At 61.4% G+C, this 25,508-nt stretch carries 18 protein-coding genes and 2 pseudogenes; 19 read left to right on the top strand and 1 reads right to left on the bottom strand.

From position 1 onward, the window contains the following. The first annotated feature begins 20 nt into the window (after positions 1–20). The 4 genes and pseudogenes from BMOU_RS01760 (at position 21) to clpB (ending at position 6,455) form a co-directional block, all read left to right on the top strand. Entirely contained in the window at positions 21–1,616 is a 1,596-nt protein-coding gene (locus BMOU_RS01760) for an isopeptide-forming domain-containing fimbrial protein (RefSeq protein ID WP_034874142.1), read from the top strand. Positions 1,617–2,059: 443 nt separating this feature from the next. Continuing rightward, entirely contained in the window at positions 2,060–2,593 is a 534-nt protein-coding gene (locus BMOU_RS01765; RefSeq protein ID WP_034874144.1) for a hypothetical protein, read from the top strand. A gap of 20 nt (positions 2,594–2,613) precedes the next feature. Further along, positions 2,614–3,436: pseudogene (locus BMOU_RS01770) on the top strand (fumarylacetoacetate hydrolase family protein). Positions 3,437–3,818: 382 nt separating this feature from the next. Beyond that, positions 3,819–6,455, top strand: a complete 2,637-nt coding sequence (gene clpB, locus BMOU_RS01775) for an ATP-dependent chaperone ClpB (protein WP_034874146.1) — start codon at positions 3,819–3,821, stop codon at positions 6,453–6,455. Positions 6,456–6,537: 82 nt separating this feature from the next. Here the strand turns inward: clpB and BMOU_RS01780 are convergent, their stop codons facing one another. Beyond that, on the bottom strand, positions 6,538–7,458 hold the full coding sequence (locus BMOU_RS01780; RefSeq protein WP_034874148.1) for an ATPase P: 921 nt from the start codon (positions 7,456–7,458) through the stop codon (positions 6,538–6,540). 155 nt (positions 7,459–7,613) lie between these two features. On the opposite strand from BMOU_RS01780, the gene BMOU_RS01785 reads away from it, so the two are divergent. From BMOU_RS01785 to BMOU_RS01850, 15 genes and pseudogenes are all read left to right on the top strand, one after another. Next, on the top strand, positions 7,614–8,957 hold the full coding sequence (locus BMOU_RS01785; RefSeq protein ID WP_034874150.1) for a DNA recombination protein RmuC: 1,344 nt from the start codon (positions 7,614–7,616) through the stop codon (positions 8,955–8,957). 25 nt (positions 8,958–8,982) lie between these two features. Then, the gene (locus BMOU_RS01790; protein WP_034874152.1) at positions 8,983–9,657 is read left to right on the top strand and encodes a type I phosphoribosyltransferase; all 675 of its coding nucleotides are present in this window, start codon (positions 8,983–8,985) and stop codon (positions 9,655–9,657) included. A gap of 142 nt (positions 9,658–9,799) precedes the next feature. Further along, a pseudogene (locus tag BMOU_RS11770) lies at positions 9,800–10,280 on the top strand (RNA methyltransferase); the annotation flags it as partial. A gap of 29 nt (positions 10,281–10,309) precedes the next feature. Next, a complete protein-coding gene (locus BMOU_RS11775) occupies positions 10,310–10,678 on the top strand; it encodes a TrmH family RNA methyltransferase (RefSeq protein WP_371851398.1) in 369 nt (122 codons plus the stop codon). Positions 10,679–10,962: 284 nt separating this feature from the next. Continuing rightward, positions 10,963–11,259: an Asp-tRNA(Asn)/Glu-tRNA(Gln) amidotransferase subunit GatC gene (gene gatC / locus BMOU_RS01800; RefSeq protein WP_034874156.1), complete on the top strand. Its 297-nt coding sequence runs from the start codon at positions 10,963–10,965 to the stop codon at positions 11,257–11,259. A gap of 1 nt (position 11,260) precedes the next feature. Next, on the top strand, positions 11,261–12,796 hold the full coding sequence (gatA, locus tag BMOU_RS01805; protein WP_034874158.1) for an Asp-tRNA(Asn)/Glu-tRNA(Gln) amidotransferase subunit GatA: 1,536 nt from the start codon (positions 11,261–11,263) through the stop codon (positions 12,794–12,796). 25 nt (positions 12,797–12,821) lie between these two features. Then, positions 12,822–14,318, top strand: coding sequence for an Asp-tRNA(Asn)/Glu-tRNA(Gln) amidotransferase subunit GatB (gene gatB, locus BMOU_RS01810; RefSeq protein ID WP_034874160.1), 1,497 nt, complete (start codon positions 12,822–12,824; stop codon positions 14,316–14,318). Between the two features lie 199 nt (positions 14,319–14,517). Then, a complete protein-coding gene (locus BMOU_RS01815; RefSeq protein ID WP_034874162.1) occupies positions 14,518–15,597 on the top strand; it encodes a GNAT family N-acetyltransferase in 1,080 nt (359 codons plus the stop codon). Beyond that, the gene (locus BMOU_RS01820) at positions 15,597–15,911 is read left to right on the top strand and encodes a DUF2469 domain-containing protein (RefSeq protein ID WP_003838651.1); all 315 of its coding nucleotides are present in this window, start codon (positions 15,597–15,599) and stop codon (positions 15,909–15,911) included. The genes BMOU_RS01815 and BMOU_RS01820 overlap by 1 nt, the downstream gene beginning before the upstream one ends. Before the next feature lie 162 nt (positions 15,912–16,073). Then, positions 16,074–17,960, top strand: coding sequence for a histidine-type phosphatase (locus BMOU_RS01825; RefSeq protein WP_137648347.1), 1,887 nt, complete (start codon positions 16,074–16,076; stop codon positions 17,958–17,960). A 180-nt stretch (positions 17,961–18,140) separates the two neighbouring features. Continuing rightward, positions 18,141–19,730: an NAD(P)/FAD-dependent oxidoreductase gene (locus BMOU_RS01830; protein ID WP_034874178.1), complete on the top strand. Its 1,590-nt coding sequence runs from the start codon at positions 18,141–18,143 to the stop codon at positions 19,728–19,730. A 234-nt stretch (positions 19,731–19,964) separates the two neighbouring features. After that, entirely contained in the window at positions 19,965–22,013 is a 2,049-nt protein-coding gene (rho, locus tag BMOU_RS01835) for a transcription termination factor Rho (RefSeq protein WP_034874190.1), read from the top strand. 436 nt (positions 22,014–22,449) lie between these two features. After that, a complete protein-coding gene (locus BMOU_RS01840; protein WP_034874205.1) occupies positions 22,450–22,926 on the top strand; it encodes an Lrp/AsnC family transcriptional regulator in 477 nt (158 codons plus the stop codon). 16 nt (positions 22,927–22,942) lie between these two features. After that, on the top strand, positions 22,943–23,356 hold the full coding sequence (locus BMOU_RS01845) for a chorismate mutase (RefSeq protein ID WP_034874227.1): 414 nt from the start codon (positions 22,943–22,945) through the stop codon (positions 23,354–23,356). Between the two features lie 86 nt (positions 23,357–23,442). Then, positions 23,443–25,491, top strand: a complete 2,049-nt coding sequence (locus tag BMOU_RS01850; RefSeq protein ID WP_034874234.1) for a hypothetical protein — start codon at positions 23,443–23,445, stop codon at positions 25,489–25,491. Positions 25,492–25,508: the final 17 nt, after the last annotated feature.

Genomic DNA, 25,508 nt, shown 5'->3' on the forward strand with positions numbered 1-25,508 from the left:
GAAAGAGAGATTCCCTCATCATGAACGCGAAAAAGCTTTTTGCGGGTGTAGTCGCTGCGGCGACCCTGCTGGGTGGCATGGCCCTGGGTGCGGCCAGTGCTCAGGCCAATCCGACGGATGCAGCCACGATCACCGTGACGAACGCGGCCGCGGGCTCAGAATTCAAGGCGTACAAGTTCGCCGAGTTCGCCGACCCGGAGGGCACCGCGCCGACGATGACGAAGGTGCAGGTCAACACCGTCGCCGAGGCGAAGACCGCCGTCGAAAACGCGGCAAAGAGCGCAAGCGGCGTGAGTGAGATCCCGGATCCGTATAAGGACAATCCGGCCGCATACGTGGCGACGTTCACCGACGCGCAGCTGCGCGCATTCGCTGACGCCATGGACGTCTCCGGCCTAAGCGTGGCCGACGCGCAGACCGCCGCGACCGAGGCGGCCACGGTCACCCTGAGCGTGACTGAGGGCTGGTATCTGGTCACCGACTCGAATGGCGTGCCCACGGTCGTGGCCACGCGGGTGACCGCCAACGGTGCGACCTACACGACGTTCAACCGCAAGTCCGGCGCTGCGCTGACCCTCGGCACCGTCGTGGCGAAGTCCAACACGCCGCCGACCCCGACGAAGACCGCCGAGGAGAAGGCCAAGGCCATGGGCGTCGGCAGCGTCGCAAACTACACCATCCAGGCCAAGCTGCCGAACCTGCTGGGCAAGACCAATCCGATGTTCAAGATCATGGATAAGCCGGGCGTGGGCCTGACCGTCAACAAGGACATCAAGGTGTATGTCGAGGGCGGCAGTTCCGAGATCACCGTCGACGGCAATAAGGTCAACGTGACCGAGATCCCGGCCTCCTCCTATACGGTCGGTGGCTTCACCTCCAACGAGCTCAAGGGCAACGGAACCGACCAGTTCACGGTCGATCTGACCAACTATGCGGTCAGCGAGGCCGGCCTCGCGAATGCGGGCAAGACCATCTACGTGCAGTACACCGGCGTGATCAACGAAGAGGTCAAGGAAAGCGAGACGGTGGTCAACACTCCGAGCGTGGATACGAATTCGGGCACCGTGGTAGCCGGCGATGAGGTCGAGCTCATCACCGGTAGGTTCGAGTTCACCAAGGTCGGCGTCGACAACGAGAAGCTGAAAGACGTGACCTTCAATGTGAAGGACTCGCAGGGCACCACCCTCAAGTTCGTGGCCACCGACAACGGCTATATGCTGAGCACCGCCGCGGCCGCCTCCGCGGACATCAAGTCCGGCGCGGACGGCAAGGTCAGGGTGTTCGGCCTGCCGGAGGGTACCTATACCGTCACGGAGACCGCGACCCGTGAGGATCTGGGCTACTCCAAGCAGTTCATGGCCGACTTCAAGGTCAAGGTCTCCGTCGACCAGGCCACCAAGAAGGCGACCTTCGCATTGGACACCACCAGCGGCAACGTGCTGAAGCTGGCCACCTCCGATAATGGTGCGATCACGGTGAAGAACGTGAAGTCCGTCACCCAGCTGCCGCTCACCGGTGCCGCGGGCACCGCGCTGTTCGCCGTCGTGGCGCTGCTGCTGGCCGGTGCCGGCGTGACCTTGGCTCTCAAGTCCCGCAACACCATGATTGAGTCCTGATAGTGGATTGTGACTGACAAGGCATAACAGCCCAACAGTCATGGCCGAAGGACCTGATGGAGTGCCGTCTGCGAAAATCGTAGGCGGCACCTTTTTGTGCCAAGGGAATGATAAGACCATCTCATGCCAGGTGTCACAGTCGTGTTGGCATATATACCGAGTCTGTCAACTGAATTATGCGCGTAGCAAATAAAATAAAATAAGGTGGTAATTAGGATGGTTTGGTCGCTCTTTAAAAGGGTGTATATGAAATGTTGAAAAATCAACTGAAAATAAGGATTCAGATATCAATATAGGGGGATTGAGGGAATGAGATAATTTCATTTGGGGTAAGACTTATTTTCATATACGATAATCCTTATTAGGTAGTCGTCGAGACGATGGAAGAGGGGTTTCGACTGTGGTCCCGAACGCAGACGCGCGCGAGGCGAAGGAGGGCCGTCATGTCCAATGGCGGAGGAATGTTCAGCCCCGAAGAAGTTGCCTATCTGAAAACATTGCCGGCGGTGGCCGAGGCCACATCGAGACGTATCACCTATTCCGAAGCGTTCAAACAATCATGCATGCGCAGGTATCGTGCCGGTGAGTCGCCGGTCAAGCTGTTTCGTGAGGCAGGGCTTGACCCGGCGTTGATTGGTTATAAGCGCATCGAACGTTGTTTTGCACGGTGGCGTAAAAGCACTTCCGTTGTGACGTCCGGTTTGGAATATGAAGATCGGTTGGATGCTGACGGCGGGCACGTGCTCACATCGATGGAGACCGTGACTTCGGGCCGTCCTCCCTCAAAGTCGCGGATTCCGAAGGCGACTCCTCGTGCAATCACCTTTCCGACCACTACGTGTGATGGCAGCATCGACGTGCGCGATCTGATGATCTATCAGCAGGTGCGCCGAATCGATGAGCTGGAGCAGGAAGTCGATGCCCTGCGTGCGCAACTCAATCTCCGTACGCATGCCGAGAACGGCCGGGCCGCCTGAATCGGCGTAGACTAAAGGGCATGAGAATCGCACGTTTTTTCGCATAATGATGTACCGCAGTACGCTTTCGTGCAGACCGACGAGAGCGACGGCAAGGATTACCTCGTGGCATTGGACGGCTATCCGCTGTCCGGTGCCGCTGTCAAGCCGACCGGCGAGCGCTTCCCGGTCGATGGTGACGGCATTCGCCTGCTTGCGCCGGTGATTCCGTCGAAGGTGTACGGCTTGGCCAAGAACTACGAGGCGCATGCGCGGTTCATGCATGAGGCCGGCCATTCCGAAATCAGGCATGCGCCGGAGGATATGGTGATCTTCACCAAGCCGAGCACTTCCGTGATCGGCCCGGATGATCCGATCGTGATTCCGCCGTGCTCCAACGACATGAATTTCGAGCCGGAGGTCGCCGTGGTGATGGGACGCATCGCCAAGAACGTACCGGTGGAGAAGGCCATGGACTATGTGCTCGGCTTCACCTGCGTGAACGATGTGACGCTGCGCGACCTGCAGGGGCTCGACCCGACGTGGACGCGTGCGAAGGGCTTCGATACCGCCTGCCCGCTCGGTCCGTGGATTGTGACGCGTGATGATCTGGACTGGAGGGACGCGAAGATCTCGTTCACGCTCAACGGCGAGGACGTAGAGATGGCGTCGGGCACCACGGCGAACCTGATCCATGGCATTCCGGAGCAAATCGCCGCGATCTCGAGCTTCACCACATTGCTGCCGGGCGATGTGATCATGACCGGCACGCCGAACGCGTCCGGCCATCTCGATCCGGGGGATGAGGACATCGTGCACGTCGAGGGCATCGGTTCGTTGCGCAACGTGGTGCTGCGCGGCTGACCGCCGGATGACGCATTCCATCGAATATTATTCCGTCCTCTGAACCTGCCTTGAAACTGCCTAGCTATGACGTATGTTGCCGTCAGCGAGGCAGTTTTTGTATATCCAAGGAGAGTCGTGTGGCTGGAAGCGTCGATCGTGGCCGATTCCATAACTCATAGCCATCTAGCGCAACAAAATCAGGCATGCCTGATTTTTCTCTGGTGTTGTTCTATAAGGAAAATCGAAAGTTGAGCGTTGATGGCTCAAGTTTTGGGAATAGAATGGCGGTGAAGTCGGTTGAGCATATCAGACAACGACATATGCGCCGGATTGCGGTCGTTCCGCGGTGAATGAGCCGCGAGAGACGACATGCAGGACGACGCGAACCATGGAGGATGATATGGAACAGAAGTTCACGACGATGGCTCAGGAAGCCATCGGAGACGCCATTCAAAGCGCGTCCGCCGCAGGCAACGCACAAGTCGAGACGCTGCATGTGATGGACGCGTTGCTACGTCAGGAAAACGGTGTGATTCGCGGTCTCATCCAGGCTGCGGGCGGCGACGTGCAGGCCATCGGCGCGGCGGTGCGCAACGCATTGGTCGCACTGCCGGCAGCCAGCGGCTCGACCACATCGCAGCCGCAGGCCAGCCGTCAGCTGACCGCCGCGATCGCACAGGCCGAGAAGGAAATGCAGGCGATGGGCGACGAATACGTCTCCACCGAGCATCTGCTCATCGGCATCGCGGCAAGCAAGCCGAACCAATCCGCGGAGATCCTCGAGAAGAACGGCGTGACCGCCAAGGCGCTGCGCGAGGCGGTGCCGGGCGTGCGCGGAGGTGCGAAAGTGACCAGCCCCGACGCTGAGGGATCGTACAAGGCACTCGAAAAGTACTCCACCGACCTGACGGCCGCCGCGAAAGACGGCAAGCTCGACCCGGTGATCGGCCGTGACCAGGAAATCCGGCGCGTCATCCAGATCCTGAGCCGACGCACCAAGAACAACCCGGTGCTCATCGGCGAACCGGGCGTCGGCAAGACCGCCGTCGTGGAAGGCCTGGCGCAGCGCATCGTCGCCGGCGACGTACCGACCACCCTGCAAAACAAGAAGCTGATCTCACTCGACCTCGGCTCCATGGTGGCGGGCTCCAAGTACCGCGGCGAGTTCGAGGAACGCCTCAAGAGCGTGCTCGAGGAAATCAAGAAATCCGACGGACAGATCATCACCTTCATCGACGAGATCCACACCATCGTCGGCGCAGGCGCGGCCGAAGGCTCCATGGACGCCGGCAACATGCTCAAGCCCATGCTGGCCCGCGGCGAACTACGCCTGATCGGTGCGACCACGCTCGACGAATATCGCGAGAACGTCGAAAAGGATCCGGCGTTGGAACGTCGTTTCCAGCAGGTCTTCGTCGGCGAACCGAGCGTGGAGGATACGATCGCCATCCTGCGCGGTCTGAAGCAACGCTACGAAGCGCACCACAAGGTGACGATCGGCGACGACGCGCTGGTCGCCGCCGCGACCCTGTCGAATCGGTACATTTCCGGCCGTCAGCTGCCCGACAAGGCAATCGATCTGGTCGACGAGGCCGCCGCGCACCTGCGTATGGAACTCGACTCCTCGCCGGAGGAGATCGACGAACTGCAGCGCAAGGTGACCCGTTACGAAATGGAGGAGATGCAGCTCAAGAAGGCTGAGGACCCCGCTTCGAAGGACCGCCTCGAGAAACTGCAGGCCGATCTGGCCGACGCCCGCGAAAAGCTGAGCGGCCTCAAGGCACGTTGGGATGCGGAAAAGGCCGGCCACAACAAGGTCGGCGATCTGCGCGCCAAGCTCGACGACCTGCGCGTGGAAGCCGACAAGGCCATGCGCGAAGGCGATCTGGAAAAGGCCAGCCGCATCTCGTACGGCGAGATTCCCGCGATACAGAAGGAACTGGCAGCGGCGGAAGCCGCCGCCGACGGTAACGATGCGGACGGTGCGGCATCCACCGAAACCGAGCCGATGGTGCCCGACCATGTCGACGCCGATTCCGTAGCCGGCATCGTGTCCGAATGGACCGGTATCCCGGTCGGCCGCCTCATGCAGGGCGAGAACGAGAAACTCCTGCACATGGAGGAATACCTCAGCAAGCGCGTGATCGGTCAGAAGGAAGCCATCGAAGCGGTTTCCGACGCCGTGCGGCGCTCGCGTGCCGGCATCTCCGACCCGAATCGCCCGACCGGATCGTTCCTGTTCCTAGGCCCCACCGGCGTAGGCAAGACCGAACTGGCCAAGGCACTCGCGGACTTCCTGTTCGACGATGAGAAGGCCATGGTGCGCATCGACATGAGCGAATACATGGAGAAGGCCTCCGTGTCTCGCCTGATCGGCGCCGCGCCAGGCTACATCGGCTACGAGGAGGGCGGCCAGCTCACCGAAGCCGTACGTCGCCGCCCATACTCGGTGGTGCTGTTCGACGAGGTGGAGAAGGCCAATCCGGAAGTGTTCGACGTGCTGTTGCAGGTGCTTGATGATGGCCGCCTGACCGATGGCCAGGGCCGTACCGTGGACTTCAAGAACACGATTCTGATCATGACCTCCAACCTGGGATCGCAGTTCCTGGTCAACCCCGACTTGGATGCGGACGCCAAGAAGAAGGCCGTGATGGATGCCGTGCACATGCAGTTCAAGCCGGAATTCATCAATCGTTTGGACGAGCTGGTCATGTTCCACCCGCTCACCCGCGAGGAGCTGGGCGGCATCGTGGACATTCAGGTGGCACAGGTCTCCGCTCGCCTTACCGAGCGTCGCATCAAGCTCGATGTGACCGATTCGGCGCGCGAATGGCTGGCCAACACCGGCTACGATCCGGCGTACGGCGCCCGTCCGTTGCGCCGCCTGGTGCAGACCGAGGTCGGCGATCAGCTGGCACGCATGCTGCTTGCCGGTCAGGTGCACGATGGCGACACCGTGCTGGTGGATCAGACCGGCGGCGAGCATCTCGAACTCTCCGCCTGGGCCGGCGATCAGCTGGAGGGTATGGGCAAGTAAGCCCGGATTGCGCCCTCTGACAGGGCGTCCGGCTTTGCCGAGGGGGGACGGTGGATTCGGTTCCGCCGTCCCCCTCTCTTCGTCAGAGGGAGGAGGGCCGGTCGCCGGTCTCAAGCACCAGGCCGGCGACCGACAGCACGGTTGCGGCGATGAGCACCGCAACCGCAAGCTTTGGCTGCACGCCGAACACCAGCCACAGTGCGAACGTCCACACGGCGACGATCATCGTCACCGCAGTGGTGATCTGCAGTACACGGGTGTGGATCACATGGCCGATTCTGGTGCGCAGGAGCGCGTCCCCCGCACCGGTCGCATCATGTTCGAACGGGAACCGTATGATCACCAATTTCTGACGGACCAGGCGAATGGCCAATGCCAGCATCACGACCACGCCGACAAACGCGAAGTACGGATCGCGCGAACCGGCCGGGAAGATCCACGACACCACACACAGCAGCAGGCTGTAGACATAGACGATCGACATGCCGAGCGAAATCAACGAATCCGCATTCGGTGTGCGCCGCTGCAATGCGGGCAGGCCGCAACGGTGAATCGGCGCGCCGCAATAGAACATGACCGGCGTGATCACGATGGCATGCAGCCACGGATTGGTCCACCAGTCGGGCATGGTCACGTTGCCAAGCATGAGCATGGTGACGACGAACGTCGGAATCGTGAGGATTGTGGCGATGCCGAGCAGCAGGGCGATGTGCCGGTGGCCGTCATCGGGGGGTTCCGCGGCATCGATGGAGGCGGGGCTTTCGGGCCGTTCGGCATCGGGCCGTCCGGTCCCCGATGATGCCGTATCAGGGCCTGCGGCGGGGCCGTTCGGCCGGTTTTCCGTCGACGGTCCGACTGTTGGGGGTTCCTTGCCACTGGCCGATGTCGCGCCTGTCGGATCGCCGTCGGTCGGCGGCCGGCCGAGGAAGAATCTGAGAATGCCCCATGTCGCAATGGATGCGACGACGATGGCGACTGCGGCCATGAACAAATCGAATCCCATACCAGCCTCTTGTGTTCCTTCGCTCTCATACGGCTGTTCCCAGCATAATCCAGTGCGGGGCATCGGGTGGTTGTCCATGCGGATGAATCACGGTTTGCCGAACGGATTCGGGGTGTTCCGACGTATAGTCCACCGCATGCTGTTTACTAGAACATATGTTCGACAATCCTGTGTTTATAGTGGTGCTGATGGTGGTCGTGGCCGCGCTTGGGGCGGCTGCGGGCTTTTTCGCAGGCCGATCCAAGGGGCAGGAGATGGCGCGGGACGCGCGTACCTCCGATCTGAACGAGGCGAAGGCGCAGATTGAGGTCGATCGGCAGCGGATCGGCGATCTGACCACATCCGTGGCGCAGTACCGCACGCAGTCGGAAGGACTGAATCAGCAGCTGACCTACCTTAAATCCCAGCTGGCGCAGGCGCAGAGTGCCGAACAGACGAGAATCGAGCGCGAGCGTGAAAAGGCCGCGGCGGAGGCGGAACGTCGGCAATCCGAAAACGAGCGGCAATTGCAGGAACAGAGCAAGGTGCTCTCCGCTTTGGCCCCTGTACAGAAGAATCTTGACGCCCTCCAGGAGAAGGTCTCCCGGATTGAGGAGGGGCGCAAGCGGGAGATGGGCGCGCTTGGCGAGCAGCTCAAGGGCTTGGGGGAGCAGCAGGCGAGGCTCGACCGTGAGACGAGCTCGCTGTCGGCCGCATTGCGCAACAACAAGGTGCGTGGTGCCTGGGGTGAAGCGCAGTTGCGCAACATCGTCGAATCGGCGGGCCTGCTGGAACATGTCGATTTCGACACGCAGGTGGTCGTCACCGATGCGGATGGGCATACCCAGCGGCCGGACATGGTGGTCCACATGCCTGGCGGCAAGACCATCCCGATTGACGCGAAGGCACCATATGCCGATTATCAGCGTGCCTGTGAGATTCCCGATACCGCTTCGCAGGAGGAACTGGCACGCAAGGCGGACCTGCTGCGGGCCCATGCCAAGGCGGTGCGCGACCACGTGAAGGTGCTGGGGGACAAGGCCTACTGGAATGCGTTCCCGGATGCGCCGGATTTCGTGATCGCCTTCATCCCGAACGAATCGCTGCTGCAGGCCGCACTGGAAACCGATCCGACGCTGATGGACGACGCGTTCGCCCGTAAAGTGGCGCTGACCTCGCCGATTACGTTGTGGGCGGTGCTGAAGTCGGTGGCCTACGCTTGGCAGCAGCAAAGCCTGACCGATGACGCGAAGATGCTGTTCGATCTATCACGTGAACTGTATGAGCGCTTCGCGGTGCTGGGGGAGCGTGCCACCAAACTTGGCACGGCGATCACCAGAACGGTCGGCGCCTACAATGCGTTCGCCTCATCGCTGGAGTCCCGTGTGCTGGTCACCGCTCGCAAGCTGCAGCGTGTGGATCAGAGCAAGGTCATCGAATCCGTGGAGATCCTCCCGCCCGAGAAGGCGGATATCCGCGAGCTGACGGCTCCCGAAACCGTAGACGATGAGCGGGATTGACGAGCCGAAAGGATAGGCTGGAGCCATGACTGACGAGAAGACCTTCCGTAAGACCATGCCCGCCGCCACCGAGGGCGCAACGACCATTGCCGTCGAACCGTCCGCTGCCGCACCGTCCACCGTCGATTTCGCCATGCTCGAGCCGCGTGATCAGCTCAAAACCCTATTGCAGGCCGAGATGAAGAACAAGCCGTTCTCGGAGCTTGCATCCGTGACGTTCGACCATCGCGGAGCCTCCATTGTCGGGCACATTCTGCTCGACTCGTTGGAGGAGGCCGGCTATTCCGTCGATGATTTCGATGCCGTCGGCGCCCTGACCGCCGCCGCGGTACCGCTGGTCTCCGCCATGATTCAGGCGGCCGCCTCCCGTGGCGAGGATCTGGATGGTTTCGTCATGGATTTCGTGTACCCGTCCATCAAGGGGCCGTCCATCAAAGGCAGGCGTGTGGTGCTGCTTGACTCCTGGCTGTCCGAAAAATCGTATGTGCAGACATCTTCGCTGGTTACTCTGCGTAATGGCAACGAGCTGAGCCTTGATTTCTCCATAGTGCAGAACGAAGGGGCCGAAGTGCTCGCCATTGCGTCCCTGATCGGCGGGGTCGATATGACCGAGCCGGCCATCAAGGTCGTCGATCCCGTCTCCGGAAAAAGGTTGGAACTGCCGTTCGTGCAGGTTTATAAGGAATCCGAGCTTCACTGATTCGTTTGACGAGCCATTTCGGTTTACGGCATGAGGTGGTTCGCGGTTCGGCCATAGGATTTTTCTAACAAGGTTTAAGGAATGTTTCACGAGATGTTTCACGACGTTTGGCGTGGTGAAGCATGCTGATTCTGGAGGAATAGTGCACGATCCCAATCCCATCGATGTCGCCGCGAAGGCGTCTGGCGAACCAACCTTCCGAGAGGTTGGTGTCGGGCCCTGGGCGCAAACGCATCCAGGTGAGGATCGCCCTGACGATCCCCAATCACCGAACCACGATTCCAGGTTCGACACGGTCCTGCTCGACGAGGGAGACCGTCGCAACGTGCTTGACCGCTACCGTTACTGGTCCGTCGCGGCCATCAAGGCCGATCTTGATGCGCGTGGCCGTCACGAGTTCGAAGTCGCCGTGGAGAACTGGACGCACGACTTCAACATCGGATCCATGGTACGTACGGCCAATGCGTTCCAGGCAGCCCGCGTGCACATCGTCGGGCCGCATAAATGGAACCGCAAGGGCGCGCTCATGACCGAGCTGTACCAGCATGTCGAAAACCATCCGTCCATCGTAGAGCTTGTCGAATGCTGGAAGCATCGCATCTCCGGTGAAATCGCGGCGGCGCAATCGCAGGTCGCGGCCATCAAGTTCCGCATGCGCGAAACCGCAGATGCACAATCGTCGTCCGCCGATGCCCCGTCCGCTGACGACCAAGCCCAAGCCGAGGGTCTGGCAGTGCAGCTGGCCGAGTTGGAAGCGAAGATCGCCGATTTGCAGGCCGCCCGCATCATCGCGCTCGACATCATTCCCGGTGCCGTACCGATGGAAACCTACCGTTTCCCCAAACGCTGCCTTATGCTCTTTGGCGCGGAAGGTCCGGGTCTATCCGAAAAGGCGCTCGAGCTGGCCGACGACGTGGTCTATATCTCCCAGTTCGGTTCCGTCCGTTCCATCAATGCCGGCGCCGCGGCCGCGGTCTCCATGCACGCATGGATAACCCAGCATGCCGCTCCACGACTCTGACGGTCCGCGGAATTCTTCCGTGAGCGAGGGCAAACGAAACAAAACCCAGTAACTCCACGACTCCGACGCCCCGTGGGATTCCTTAGGCGACTGGATGAACTGGAATCTTGAGGGCGATCATAGCGGGGCGATCCTTCCGGCGGGTGACGGAATTCGTCGGATATGGGGCTGTGAGAGGAACCGGCACGGGCCGCGCCGGGCTGGGAGAGGGACCGGCTCGGGAACATGCTGGGCCGGCGAATAAAGACGCGTACTCGTCACACAGACGCGTTACTGTTAAGGGCATGCCTACTTTCACCAAAGAAGAAATCGTGCATTTGGGCGATTTGGCCCGAATCGCACTCACCGATGAGGAAATCACGCGCCTGCAGGGCGATTTGAACGTCATCGCCGAATCCATCAACAAGGTGCAGGAAATCGCCACCGACGACGTGCCGCCGACCGCCAACCCGATCCCACTGGAAGCCTACCTGCGTCCGGACGTCCCGGAGACCCCGCTGACCCAGGAGGAAGCAATCGCGGGCGCCCCGGTCTCCGAAGCCGGCATGTTCGTCGCCCCACGCATTCTGGGGGAGGAGTGATATGAGCACCACTGAAATCGTTACGCTGTCCGCCGCCGAGATGGCGGCCAAGGTCAAGGCCAAGGAAGTCTCCAGCCGCGAACTGGTCGAGGCCCACCTCGAGGTCATCGAGGCCGCCGAGCCGAGCGTCAAGGCCTTCCTGAAGGTTTCGGGCGACCAGGCTCTCGAACAGGCGGACGCCTTCGACGCCAAGTCCGACGAGGAAAAGGCACAGCTGCCGGAACTTGCCGGCGTGCCGATCGCCATCAAGGACATGATCGTCACCAAGGGCATCGAAACCACCGCCGCCTCCAAGATCCTTGAAGGCTGGGTGCCGCCGTACGACGCCACCGTCATCAAGAAGCTCAAGGCCGCAGGCATGCCGCTGCTGGGCAAGACCAACCTCGACGAATTCGCGCAGGGCTCCTCCACCGAGCACTCCGCCTACCAGACCACCCACAATCCGTGGGATACCGAGCGCGTACCGGGCGGTTCCGGCGGCGGTTCCGCAGCCGCGGTGGCCGCATTCGAAGCACCGCTCGCCCTAGGCACCGACACCGGCGGCTCCATCCGTCAGCCGGGTTCGCTGACCGGTACCGTAGGCGTCAAGCCCACCTACGGCGGCGTCTCCCGTTTCGGGGCGATCGCCATGGCCTCCTCGCTCGACCAGATCGGTCCGTGCTCCCGCACCGTGCTTGACGCGGCCCTGCTGCAGGAAGTGATCGGCGGCCACGATAAGCGTGACTCCACTTCCATCCCGGAGGGTCCGCGCCCGATGGTGGCGGCCGCCCGCGAAGGCATGAAGCGTGATCTGAAGGGCCTTAAGGTCGGCCTGATCAAGGAGCTCGGCGGCGAAGGCTTCCAGCCGGGTGTCATGGCCCGCTTCGAGGAAGGAGTCAAGAAGCTCGAAGAGATGGGCGCGGAGGTCACTGAGGTGTCCCTGCCGCATCTGCCATACTCCCTGGGTGCCTATTACATCATCATGCCGTCCGAGGTCAGCTCCAATCTGGCCCGCTACGATGGCATGCGCTACGGCCTGCGCGTGATGCCGCCGGCAGACGTTCCGCAGACCGCCGCCAACATGATGGCCTACACCCGCGAGGCCGGCTTCGGCGACGAGGTCAAGCGCCGCATCATCCTGGGCACCTACGCGCTGTCCGCCGGCTATTACGATGCCTGGTACGGTTCCGCCCAGAAGGTGCGCACCCTGATCATCGATGATTTCAAGAAGGCGTTCGAGAAAGTAGACGTGCTCGTCGGCCCGACCAGCCCGGTCACCGCCTTCAAATTCGGTGAGAAGACCGAAGACCCAATGGCCATGTACGCCATCGATATCACCACCATTCCGGCCAACCTTGCCGGCGTTCCGGCCATGAGCATCCCTGCCGGCCTGAGCGACGACGGCCTGCCGGTCGGCTTCCAGTTCCTCGCCCCGCAACAGCGTGACGAAGCCATGTACAAGCCGGCCGCGGCTCTCGAAGCCGCCCTCGAAGAGGATTGGAACGGTCCGATCTGGCAGTCCCTGAAGACCCCGTGGCTCGACGGTCTGGGCAAGTAGGAAGCATCGGAGGAAAGAAAACACAATGGCTGAAAAGTTGATGAAGTACGCCGATGCCGTCAAGAAGTTCGATCCGGTCATCGGTCTGGAAACCCACGTGGAGCTGTCCACCACCACCAAGCTGTTCTGCCCGGCCGAAGTCTCCTTCGGCGGCGAGCCGAACTCCCAGCTCACCCCGGTGAGCCTGGGTCTGCCGGGCTCCCTGCCGGTACTGAACAAGACCGCCGTCGATTACGCGATCAAGCTGGGTCTGGCCCTGCACTGCGAAATCGCCGAGTGGAGCCAGTTCTCCCGCAAGAACTACTTCTACCCGGACATGCCGCGCGACTACCAGATCTCGCAGTACGACAAGCCGACCAACGGCAATGGCTACCTTGACGTGGAGCTTGAGGACGGCACCGTCTTCCGCGTGCCGATCGAACGCGCCCACATCGAGGACGACGCCGGCAAGAACACCCATGTGGGTGGCGCCGACGGCCGTATCGAAGGCGCCGACCACTCCCTGGTCGACTATAACCGTGCCGGCGTGCCGCTGATCGAGATCGTGACCAAGCCGATCGAGGGCGCGGGCGAGCGCGCTCCGGAAATCGCGGGCGCCTATGTGCGCGCCATCCGCGACATCGTTCGTGCGCTGAACATCTCCCATGCCCGCATGGAGCAGGGCAACATGCGCGCCGACGTGAACGTGTCGCTGCGCAATAGCCCGTCCGACCCGTTCGGCACCCGTTCCGAAACCAAGAACGTGAATTCGTTCCGTGGCATCGAAAAGACCGTGCAGTACGAGATCCGTCGTCAGGCGCAGATCCTCTCCGAAGGCGGCGAGATTCTGCAGGAGACCCGTCATTGGGATGAGGCCTCGCAGACCACCGCCGGCGGTCGTGTGAAGTCCGACGCCGACGATTACCGCTATTTCCCGGATCCGGATCTGGTGATGCTGCACATCACCAAGGAACACATCGAAGAGATGCGGGCCCAGATGCCGGAGATGCCGCGTGAGCGCCGCAATCGTCTGAAGGGCGAGTGGGGCTTCAACGATCTGGAGATGCGCGACGTGCTCAACGCCGACGCCCTGGATCTGCTCGAAGAGACCGTCAAGGCCGGTGCGACCGCCGCAGGCGCCAAGAAGTGGTGGCTGGGTGAGCTGTCCCGCGAGGCCAACGCCAAGGGCGCGAGTCTTGAGGAGCTGCCGATCACCCCGTCCGACGTGGCCGAAGTCGAGAAGCTCATCGCCGACGGCAAGCTCAACGACAAGCTCGCCAAGCAGACCGTCGTCGGCGTGCTCGCCGGCGAAGGCACCCCTGCCGAGGTCGTCAAGAAGCACGGCTTCCAGGTCGTATCCGACGACGGCGCACTGGAAAAGGCCGTCGATGAGGCTCTGGCGGCCAATCCGGACATCGTCGAGAAGCTCAAGAGCGGCAACATGAAGCCAATGGGCGCGATCATCGGCGCCGTCATGCGCGCCACCCGCGGTCAGGCCGACGCGAAGGCCGTCACCAAGATCGTGATGGGCAAGATCAAGTAAGGCGCGGCTTCGCTCCGCGGCCCAACTCACACGCCGGAATCCCCGCAAAACGGGTTTCCGGCGTGTTCTTTCATGGTATCGGGGGAGATTCCACGCGAAATTTCACCCTTGTGATTCCCAGTGATCCTCCAGCCGAGTACAATACCGTCGGAATGGTTGTGGCATAGGCCGCACCTGTAACGATGCAAGGGACGAAGACATGCCAGAAAATGCTGAGTCGTCGACAGTGGGCGTTGAATCCCGCGAACTGCCGGCACGAATCACCATCCCGCCGATCCGTGGCGAAATGGTACACCTGCGTCCGGCGACGGTTGCGGATCTCGATCGCATGGACGTAATCGACGCATATCCGGGGGCCTCCGGAATCACCGGCAAGGATCGTGTCGCCGAACGCGCCGCCGTGCATGCATGGGTTCGCCGTTCCGTGGCATGGGCCAACGGCGAGACCTCGAAGGAATCCGGCGTGGGCGATCCGGAATCCCGCCGTACCGTGGCATGGTCGATCATCACGGAATCCGATCACGACGGGAATGGCGAGATCGATGCCGCTTCCTCCGACAACGTGATCGGCATGATCTTCCTGATCGATATCGACGGATGGGCCCGTTCCGCCCGCATCCAGGTGATCCTGGGGCAGGATTTCCGCGGACGCGGCTACTCGCGCGACATCATGCCACGCGTGATGACATACGGTTTTGCACCGGAGCCGGCGGGCCTCGGCATGCACAGGATCTGGGTGGCCGTGCCCGAACAGAACACACGCTCCGTCTCCGTGTACCAGTCCTTGGGATTCGTACCGTCCGGCCGCTCCCGCGACGCGTTATGGAACGCCTCGCAGAACCGGTATCAGGATCTGATCGTCATGGACACACTGGTCGACGAATTCGATCCGATCCGCTCCCTTGACGCATTCGGCATGCATGTAATCGAAGACAACCCCGGCGTCAAGGAGGCGCTGAGCGCTCGCGAGCACTCCATCGCCATTCAGATCAATGCGCAGGAGGAAGCCAGGGCCAAGGCCGACGAACAGGCCGGCAAGAAGCCGGGCATGACCCGCGAAGAGGCCTACGAGCATATCGGCGTGAAACCCGGCCATGTCGATGCCGCCGAGGCCAGGGTCGGCGAACGGGCCGATGAGGCCGATTCCGGCAAATCGGTCAACGGCGATGCCGATGCCGAAAACAACTGGCCATACGGTTCCCCCGAACGTAAGACCTCGAAGGAAGCCTGGTGGCGTACACTGGGACGCGGCCGTAAACGTGACAGGGAAGGCAAGTGATGAGCGCCGAGGATCTCGACAACTACGAAACCGACGCTGAGCTGGCGCTATACAAGGAATATCGCGACGTCATCAAGCTGTTCACCTATGTGGTGGAGACCGAGCGTCGTTTCTATCTGGCCAATAAGGTCGACTTCAACGTACGTTCCGCCGGCCAGGACGTCTACTTCGACGTGCAGCTCACCGACGCATGGGTGTGGGACGTGTATCGTTCCAGCCGCTTCGTCAAGAACGTGCGCATCGTCACCTTCAAGGACGTGAACGTCGAAGAGGTGCAGAAAACCGATATCGACATCCCCGACGACATCCACTGATCCCGTCGGCTCATTCCCGCATACCGGCCGTTCGCCGACTGTACGGCCATAGTTTGCCGGAATGTCACCTGATGCGCATGTCATGTTTGATTTGCGCGCATACAACATTCATGATGCGTCCCGAGACACGGGCCCGCCCCATTGCCTATGAGATAAAGGTGAATGTTGATGTCGACACGAACAGTGAAGAGGATCGTCGGTTCCGTTGCATGCGTCGCCGCGACCGCCATACTGATGCCGGGAACGGTCTGCCCGGCTCTGGCCCTGGAATCCGACGGCCAATACTACAGCAGCAAGCAGCCGTATGTGGCGCCAAGCGCCGCAACCATGGCATCCTATAGCCAGGCTCCGGAAGGGTACGAGCCAATCTATACCGAAAGCATGGCCCGTCATGGATCACGGGGCCTGTCCAGCTACAAGTATGATGCGTTGCTGATGAAGATGGCCGAAACCGCCGAGCGGGATGGCGGATTCAAGTCGGATGCCATCAAAACCGAGTTCATGAGGAATCTGAACGGCATCACCGCGGCCAATGTCGAGAACGGCTACGGCATGCTGACTGGGCAGGGCGCGGATCAGCATTACGGCATCGGCGAGCGCGCGTACCAGCGCAATCGGTCGCTGTTCGATCAGGCCGCAACCGATGGCGGCACGATCTCCTACCAATCCTCCGGTGAGGCGCGTGCCACCGAATCCGGTGAAAACTTCGAAAAGGGCTTCAACGCGGCCTCCGGAGGCAAGCTGGCCGGCAACGTCGTCAAGCCGACGAATCCCGCCGATTCCGGCGACGGCAAGGATTTCCAGAAGAATCCCGACACCCTGTACTTCCATAAGGTGCAGAATCCCGACGGTACCGAAAAGACGCCGGGCACCACGGCATACGACATCGCGAATGATTATCAGAATTTCGTGGCCAACGACGAGACCATCGCCGGCGCCGAGGAGACCATCGGCGACAATGCCGACGTCAAGCAGGCCGCGCATGACCTGTTGTCGCAGATCTTCACCGACGAATTCCTTGCTAAGCTCGAAGACGGCGAATACACGTGGTACAACACCGCCGACGGTACCAAGAAGGGCGCGGTGAACTGTGCGCCGGGCGCTGATGCGTCCAAAGACGCCAATGCGTGTGGCGACGGTTCCAAGAAGATCAAGAACGAATACAACGCAGCGATGGATCTGTACAACCTGTATATCATCGCCGCCGACATGCAGAACGAGAACACCGGCGACCACACCTTTGATTTCAGCCAGTATTTCCAGGGAGAGCATGCGAAGGACGCCAAACTGTTCGCTTGGGCGTTGGATGCCGAGGATTTTTATGAGAAGGGGCCGAGCTACGCCGGTCAGAGCGAGACGTACTCCATTGCGCAGCCGCTGCTGGATGATTTCTTCAACGCCATTGATGCAAGAGTGAGCGGGGATTCCACGGTGGCGACGTTCCGGTTCGCCCATGCCGAGACCATGATGCCGTTCGCCGCATTGCTTGGCCTGCCTGGCTCCACGCAGCAGGCTTCGGCCTCCACCACCGACGTGTACACCTACGACAACAACGAGTGGCGCGGCGAATCGGTGACGCCGATGGCCACGAATGTGCAGTGGGACGTATACGCCAGGCAGGGTGAGGATCCGGCCACCGGCAGCGCATACACGCCCATTGTGCGCATGCTGTATAACGAGAACGAGATTGCGTTCCGCTCGGAATGCACGCCGATCGCCGACGGCTCGAAGTGGTATAAGCTGACCGAGCTGAAGAGCTGCCTCGCGTCCGACCATAAGACGCTCGGCCAGGATGCCCGCATCGTGGAGCAGACCGTCTCGAAGACGGAGACGTCCGAAGATACGGCGACCGGCACTGATGCGACGGCGGCCGGTGCCGGCAAGACGGCCACGGATGAGACGGCCGGTGCCGGCAAGACGACGTCCGCGGGCGATGGCCGGCCGGCATCGCTGGAACGTACCGGAAGCACGATTGCGGTGCTCGCCGTACTGGCGGTCGGTCTGACGATGGCCGGCATCTCATTGAGTGTGTGGCGTATGCGCCGCTGATGCCGATCACCCGATGCCGCCCTTCGTGGGGAAGCGGAAGGCGGCATCGGGCATGCATGCGTGAGGATCGCGGGTTTGGCTCAGGGAATAATTTTGTGTGCATCCGCACACGGCACAATGTACGTTTCCTTACCTTCTAGTAGACTGTGTCTGATTTTGTTTTTATAAGGAGACCTCAAAGTGACGCAAAAGCAATCCGTGGTGATTATTGGCGGTGGCCCTGCCGGCCTGACCGCTGCTTGGGAGCTTGCCAAAGACGGTGGCTCCGAAAACTACGACGTGACCGTGCTGGAAGCAACCCGTGAGTTTGGTGGCATCTCCCGCACCGTCAAGCACGACGGCAATCGTATGGATATCGGCGGTCACCGGTTCTTCTCGAAGGACGAACGCATCATGGACTGGTGGAAGGAGGTCCTGCCGCTGCAGGGCGCCCCCAGCTACGATGACAGGAAGCTCGGCCGCGAGCACGACATGGAACCGGGTGGTCCGGATCCGGAGGTCGAAGACAAGGTGATGCTCAAGCGTCATCGCGTGTCCCGCATCTACTGGAATCGTCACTTCTTCGACTATCCGATTTCGCTGAGCGCCAATACCCTGAAGGCCATGGGCCCGAAGCTGACCCTGGTTGCCGGCTTCAGCTATCTGAAGTCCATGGTGCACAAGCTGCCGGAAACCAATCTGGAGAACTTCTACATCAACCGTTTCGGTCGCAAGCTCTACTCCATGTTCTTCGAAGGCTATACCGAAAAGCTGTGGGGCCGTCACCCCTCGCAGATCTCCGCCGACTGGGGCGCGCAGCGCGTCAAGGGCCTGAGCATCGTGGGCGTACTGAAGAACGCCTTCGCCAAGCTCATGCCGAAGAAGCGCGACAATTCCGAGGTCGAGACCTCCCTCATCGAAGAGTTCTGGTACCCGAAGTATGGTCCGGGTCAGCTGTGGGAGACCGTCGAGGCCAACTGCGAGGCCGCCGGCGTGAAGGTCATCACCGACGCCAACGTGGTCGAGATCCGTCAGGCGGACGGCAGGATCTCCTCCGTCGTATATGAGGATTCCGAAGGCAACCGCACCGAAATGGCCGCCGACAACTTCATTTCGTCCATGCCGGTCAAGGATCTCGTCAACGCCGTGGACGCCTCCGACAAGCCCGCTCCGAACGATATGACCGAAATCGCCAATGGCCTGCCCTACCGCGACTTCGTGACCGTCGGCCTGCTCGTCAAGCACCTGCGTCTGAAGAACACCACCGACATCCCGACCCTTGGCAACCCGCCGATCGTGCCGGATTGCTGGATCTACGTGCAGGATCCGGGCTACAAGGTCGGCCGCCTGCAGATCTTCAACAACTGGAGCCCGTATCTGGTGAAGGATGTCGACGATACCGTGTGGATCGGCCTTGAGTACTTCTGCGAGGAAGGCGATTCCTTCTGGAACATGTCCGATGAGGAGGCCACCAAGTTCGCCATCCAGGAGCTCACCCGCATGCAGGTCATCAATGGTCCGCAAGATGTGCTCGACTCCCATCGCGAACGTGTCAAGAAGGCCTATCCGGCCTACTTCGACACCTATGACCGCATGCCGGAACTCATCGAATACCTCGACTCCTTTGGCAACCTCTACTGCGTCGGGCGTAACGGCCAGCACCGTTACAACAACATGGACCACTCCATGGCCACCGCCATCGAGGCCGTCGGCAACATCAGGAACGGCAAGACCTCCAAGAAGAACGTGTGGTCGGTCAATACCGACAAGTCCTATCATGAGGAAAAGTAGATAACGCAGCGTCTTCTCCGGCCCGCCAAGCTTCGGCTTGGCGGGCTTTTTCATTGCGGGCGGCCGCGCGACGTGCGCATGGTTTTTGCGTTGGTCTGGATTGCGTTGTATGGTTATCAGAGTTCGAAAACCGTGATGATTCGCGGCGAACCTTTCATACGGCGGATTTTCCGCAATTCTTTTTTTTAAGCTGTTGCAGGCGTGCGCCTGTAGAGCCAAGGAAAGGCATAACCAGTGGCAACAAGCCCAAATCTTGAAGATATGAAACTGCCTGAGCTCAAGGAGCTCGCCAAGCAGATGGGACTTCGCGGTACCTCCACCATGCGCAAGCCCGAACTCCTCGCAACGCTTCAGGCCGCCCGTTCCGGCGGTGAAGCGCCGGCCGGCGTCACCGTGCGTGCACCGAAGGCCACCCGAGCGGCCAAGTCCGCCGTCGACGCCGATGCTGCCGTCGATGAGTCGAATGCCGCGCCCATTGAAGAGGCTGCGGAACCCGCCGAACCGGCACCGCAGGCCGAAGCGCCGGCCGACAGGCACGCCGGTCGCCGCAAGAAGGCCGTGAAGGCCTCGGCCGAAGCCCCGATCGATGAATCTCCGGCGGCTTCCGACGAAGCCAAGGCCGCGGTGGATGCGCTTGACGCATTGGACGAGGCCCCGAGGCAGCGCCGCGACCGCCGTAAGCGCCGTGACGCCGAAGGCGGGGCCGACCTGCTCACCGAGCTCGCCATCGACGGTGCCCAGCCAAAGCAGGAGGATCGTCGCCGCCGTCGCAAGGATGATTTCGACAACGAGCCCCGTCGCCGTCGCCGCGCCTCCGTGGAGGAGACGAAGGACGAGGACGTCGTACGCGATCTCGATGACATTCTCGCCGCCCTGCCCACGCAGAACGATGCCGAAGACAATCGTCATGCCGACGCCGAGGATGGTGAGTACACCCGTCACGGCCGTGGCCGCAATGACCGCGACCGCAATAACGACCGCACCGAGCGTCGCGGCCGACGCATGCGCGGGCGCGATCGCGATTTCGACGATCGTGAGGACCGACGTGGCCGTGATGCCGACCGCAACGAGCGCAATGATCGTGCCGACCGCAACGATCACGCCGACCGCGAGCAGCGCCGCGAGGAGTCGAAGGAAGACCTCGTGCCGGTCGCGGGCATCGTCGACGTGCTCGAATCCTATGCGTTCGTGCGCACTTCCGGCTATCTGCCGGGACCGAACGATGTGTACGTCTCCATGGGCCAGGTCAAGAAGTACGGTCTGCGCAAGGGCGATGCCGTGCACGGTTCCATCCGTACCCCGCGCGAGGGCGATCGCCGCAACCAGCGTCAGAAGTTCGTGCCGCTGCAGTCCATCGACTCCATCAACGGCCTGTCCGTGGAAGAGGCGATGAGCCGTCCGCAGTTCAACAAGCTGACCCCGCTGTATCCGCAGGAGCGCCTGAAGCAGGAGACCACGCCGAACAAACTCACCGGCCGCCTCATCGACATCGTGGCGCCGATCGGCAAGGGGCAGCGTGGCCTGATCGTGTCCCCGCCGAAGGCCGGCAAGACCATCACCCTGCAGAACATCGCCAATGCGATCGCCACCAACAATCCGGAAGTCCATCTGATGGTCGTGCTCGTGGACGAACGTCCGGAAGAGGTCACCGACATGGAACGTACGGTGCAGGGCGAGGTCATCTCCTCGACCTTCGACCGTCCGGCCTCCGACCACACCACCGTCGCCGAACTCGCCATCGAACGCGCCAAGCGCCTTGTGGAGCTCGGCCAGGACGTGGTGGTGCTGCTCGACTCCATGACCCGCCTTGCCCGCGCCTACAACATCGCCGCACCGGCTTCCGGCCGCATCCTGTCCGGCGGTGTGGACGCCCAGGCCCTGTACCCGCCGAAGAAGTTCTTCGGCGCCGCCCGAAACATCGAAAACGGCGGTTCCCTGACCATCATCTCCTCCGCGCTGGTGGAAACCGGCTCCAAGATGGACGAGGTGATCTTCGAGGAATTCAAGGGCACCGGCAACATGGAACTGCGCCTGAGCCGCGAGCTCGCCGACAAGCGTCTGTTCCCGGCCATCGACATGAACGCCTCCGGCACCCGCCGCGAGGAGCTCATCACCGATCCGCAGGAACTGCCGATCATCTACCGCCTGCGTCGACTGCTGGGCGGTCTCGAACCGGAACAGGCCTACCAGACGCTCGTGCCGCGCCTGAAGAAAACCGCGACCAACCGCGACTTCATGGCCTCGCTGATTCAGCAGAGCGGCAACGCGTTCAACGGCAACTGACAGCCGACGATACCTTCTGCGGGAATCGCAGACATGGCCGAATCGTGGAGCCATGATCGGATAAATCCGCGATATCCCTTCAGAGGGGCATGCAGCGAATCGGCTGCCTGCCCCTCTTTTTTGCCGATGAACCCCCTATGATGGCATTCCGATTTTGCGGCCACTATATAAACAGGATTTTCTTATTCGCGGAAAGAATAAAAAAATATGTTTTTTAGGTCTGCATAAAGTAAACATTGCAACACATGACGGAATGATGGTAAAAATAATCAGCTTAAATCCATTTATGGTGAAAAACGACGCTTGTGCAGTGAGAGAAATGCGTTTCGATGTGCATTGAGGTGGGTAAGGTTAGGGGTATTACGCCGATCGTCGCTAGGGGTATCGGCATTGCTGATATTGATGATACGGGGCTTGGTATGAGGAGGAACCGTTTATGACGAGTAGTGGCGCCACTGCGGAGAGCGCACGATCGATCGCATGCCAGATCGACGGCATCGATACCTGTATCCTGAACATGTTGGAAGTGGATGGCCGCGCCACGTTGGCCCAGCTTTCGGAGGCGACCGGACTGTCGGTGTCCGCGGTGCAGTCCCGCGTGCAGAAGCTGGAGCGTCGAGGCGTGATCAGCGGCTACAAGGCGATCATCGACGATGAGAAGCGCGGCTTGCCGGTCAGCGCCTATATCGCGGTCACTCCCGTCGACTATTCGCGCGAATCCGAAATCCCGGAAAAGCTGCGTGACGTCGACGGCATCATGTCGTGCGATTCCGTGGCCGGTTCGCCCAGCTACATGCTCACCGTGCGTGCGGAATCGCCGAGCAAGCTCGAGGAACTGCTCAACGTCATTCACCGGACCGTTCCGGTGAGCACCGAAACCACGATCGTACTGCAGCGTTACTTCACAAAATAGCGGTACTCTGGTAGCCATGAGCGATAGCGAACACGACTGGCTTCGGCCAGCAGAGCAGGACGAAACCGAAACCGTCATCGATGCGGATACCGCCCAAGGCGATCCCCAGGTCGCCGAAACCGTGGCGAAGATCAAGTCGTTGCGTCAGTCGATCGACAATGTCGACACGGCCATCGTGTCGCTGTTGGCGGAACGATTCAAATACACGTCCCAGGTGGGCGTGCTCAAGGCGCGTGCCGGCTTCGCCCCGGCCGACTACAAGCGTGAGGACTACCAGATCGAACGGTTGCATCGCATTGCCGTCGATGCCGGTCTCGATCCCGATATCGCCGAAATGTACCGCGAATTCGTGGTGACCGAAGCCAAACGCCGTCATAAGCGCATCGCCGATGCGGGAGGCGATCCGGGCATACTCGACGTGTTCGCCTGATCTGCCCATTTTCCGGATTCCACGGGCATGCCGCGCAGTAGATTGTTTGCTTTGGAACAATACTGTGATTGCGAGGAAGGTCCGGCATGCGCAATAGTCATCGCAATATTCGTACGGTGGATCGCGCGTGCGCCGTCGCCGTTGCGACGGTCGTGCTATGCGGCCTGCCGGTGGCCGGCATAGGCGTGTCCGGTATCGTAGGGCAGATTCGTCAAAACGGGCATTATGCCGCCGAAGTGTCTTCGCATGACGTGATGAGCTCCTACGCGGCCGTGGACCGGCCCGGGCGCCTGTATCTGACGGATGGCGGCTCCACGGCTTCCCGGCGCATCGTCGCCGGCAAGGTGTCGCTGCCATGGTCCGTGAACGCCACGTTCACGCTGGATGGCCCGGATGTGAGCACGCGGCAGATAAACGGTGCCACCGGCATGGTCGGCATCCGCCTGACGGTGAAGGCCGTCGACGGCGCAACCCAAACGATTACCGACGACGCACGCGACCTCGTGCCCGTGGTCGCCTTCACCATTCCCAGCCGCGTCGGCAGTGACGTCGTCTCCGACGATGGCGTGACCGTGATACCGGGCAGCTCCTCCACACTGGTCGCCGCAGTGGGCGAACCGGGTGAGGACCTGACGTTCACCACGTACGTCGACGCCAAGCACTTCACGATGAGCTCATTGGCGATCGCTGCGGTACGGGCTGGAAGCGACGACGATTTCGCCGACAATCTCAACGATCTGACGGACCGTGCATCCAATCTGGTGGACGGTCTGACGAATGTCGGATCGCAAAGCAACCATCAGCTCATCGAACAGCTGAAAAAGCTGCGCGACCAGGAAAAGGAACTGGCCAAGAGCACCATCGCCGAACGGTCCGTGACGCATCGGCAGGCCTTCGACGGCTATATCGACTCGTATGTCGGCTCATATACGACCCACCTTTCCGGTTCGATCGGCGATTCCACGCAACTCTCCGCCATTCTCGGCACCGCCGCCGAACTCAACGGCGATACGGACGTGGCGCAGTCCGTGGTCGATCTGGCCAATGCGGTGAATGATGTGAGCGCCGCCTACCGGCATGCCGGCGCCGCCGACGCAGTGGATGACGTGATCCGCGTCATCGAACAGCGTGGCACGTCGGGGCTGGTAGCCGAACTGAGCAGGCGCGCCGGCGAGGAACAGCAACGGGGGGCCAAGGACTACAGCGCCGGCCAATCGCAGCTGTCGAGTGCGATGATCCCGTACTCCATGGATTTCACCGACGCCTATACCGCACGTCTGAAAGAACTGGGAGCCACGGCCGCAACGGCTGCGCAGTACGAGCAACAGGCGATCGCGGACGTGCGCAACGGCATCGATGCGAACAAGAAGCTTGCCGCGGCCGCAGGCAAGGTGGACGACGCCATGAGCGCTCTGGCGGACGCCAGCGAACATACCGGCCAGGCCAGCGCCTTCCATCAGATCGTGGCGCGTTTCGCCGATCAGCTTGGGGCCGATGATGCTTCCGGCGGCACCGCCGGCGACTCCGCCACGACCGCATCGCAGGACTCCTCGACGACCGCGCACGGCACGGTACGGATCGTTTCCGTGCAGGGAGGCCACACCCTCTCCGAGGGCACGACTCTGCCGGCAAAGGCCGAAAAGGCCCGTCAGGAAGCCAAACGCAGGGTCGAACGCGCACAGACCAAGGCGATTCGCCAGCAAAGCGAAGACGGCACCATGGAAAGCCTGGTGGATGACAGGAACGCCATCAGCATGAATGATGTGATGAGCTACGCCGGCGGACTGCGCTCGTCGTTCGGCACCGCCGCCGACACCACATCGAAGAACATGGCGAAGGTCGGGGGAGTGGACGGCACGGCGAAGAACGGAACGAAGGATTCCGCACGATCGGGCGATGCCTCCGCTTCCGCAGGCGCGGGAACGCTGCCGGTCAGCGCGTATTGCATCACGAGCTCGCGTGCGCCGATCGAGGCCGATTCCAGTGATCTGATCGATGAGACCGTCGATCTTGCCGATGCGGCCGCCGTACTGCAGGAGGCCGCGCAACATCTCGGCAATCGACATACCGCGGGTGGCGCGGCCGGCGGGACCGGTCACGCCACCCAATATGTGCTCGCCGTCCCCGTACTATAGGCGGATTCCGTACCGTA

The organism is Bifidobacterium moukalabense DSM 27321 (assembly GCF_000522505.1).
Lineage (GTDB): Bacteria > Actinomycetota > Actinomycetes > Actinomycetales > Bifidobacteriaceae > Bifidobacterium > Bifidobacterium moukalabense.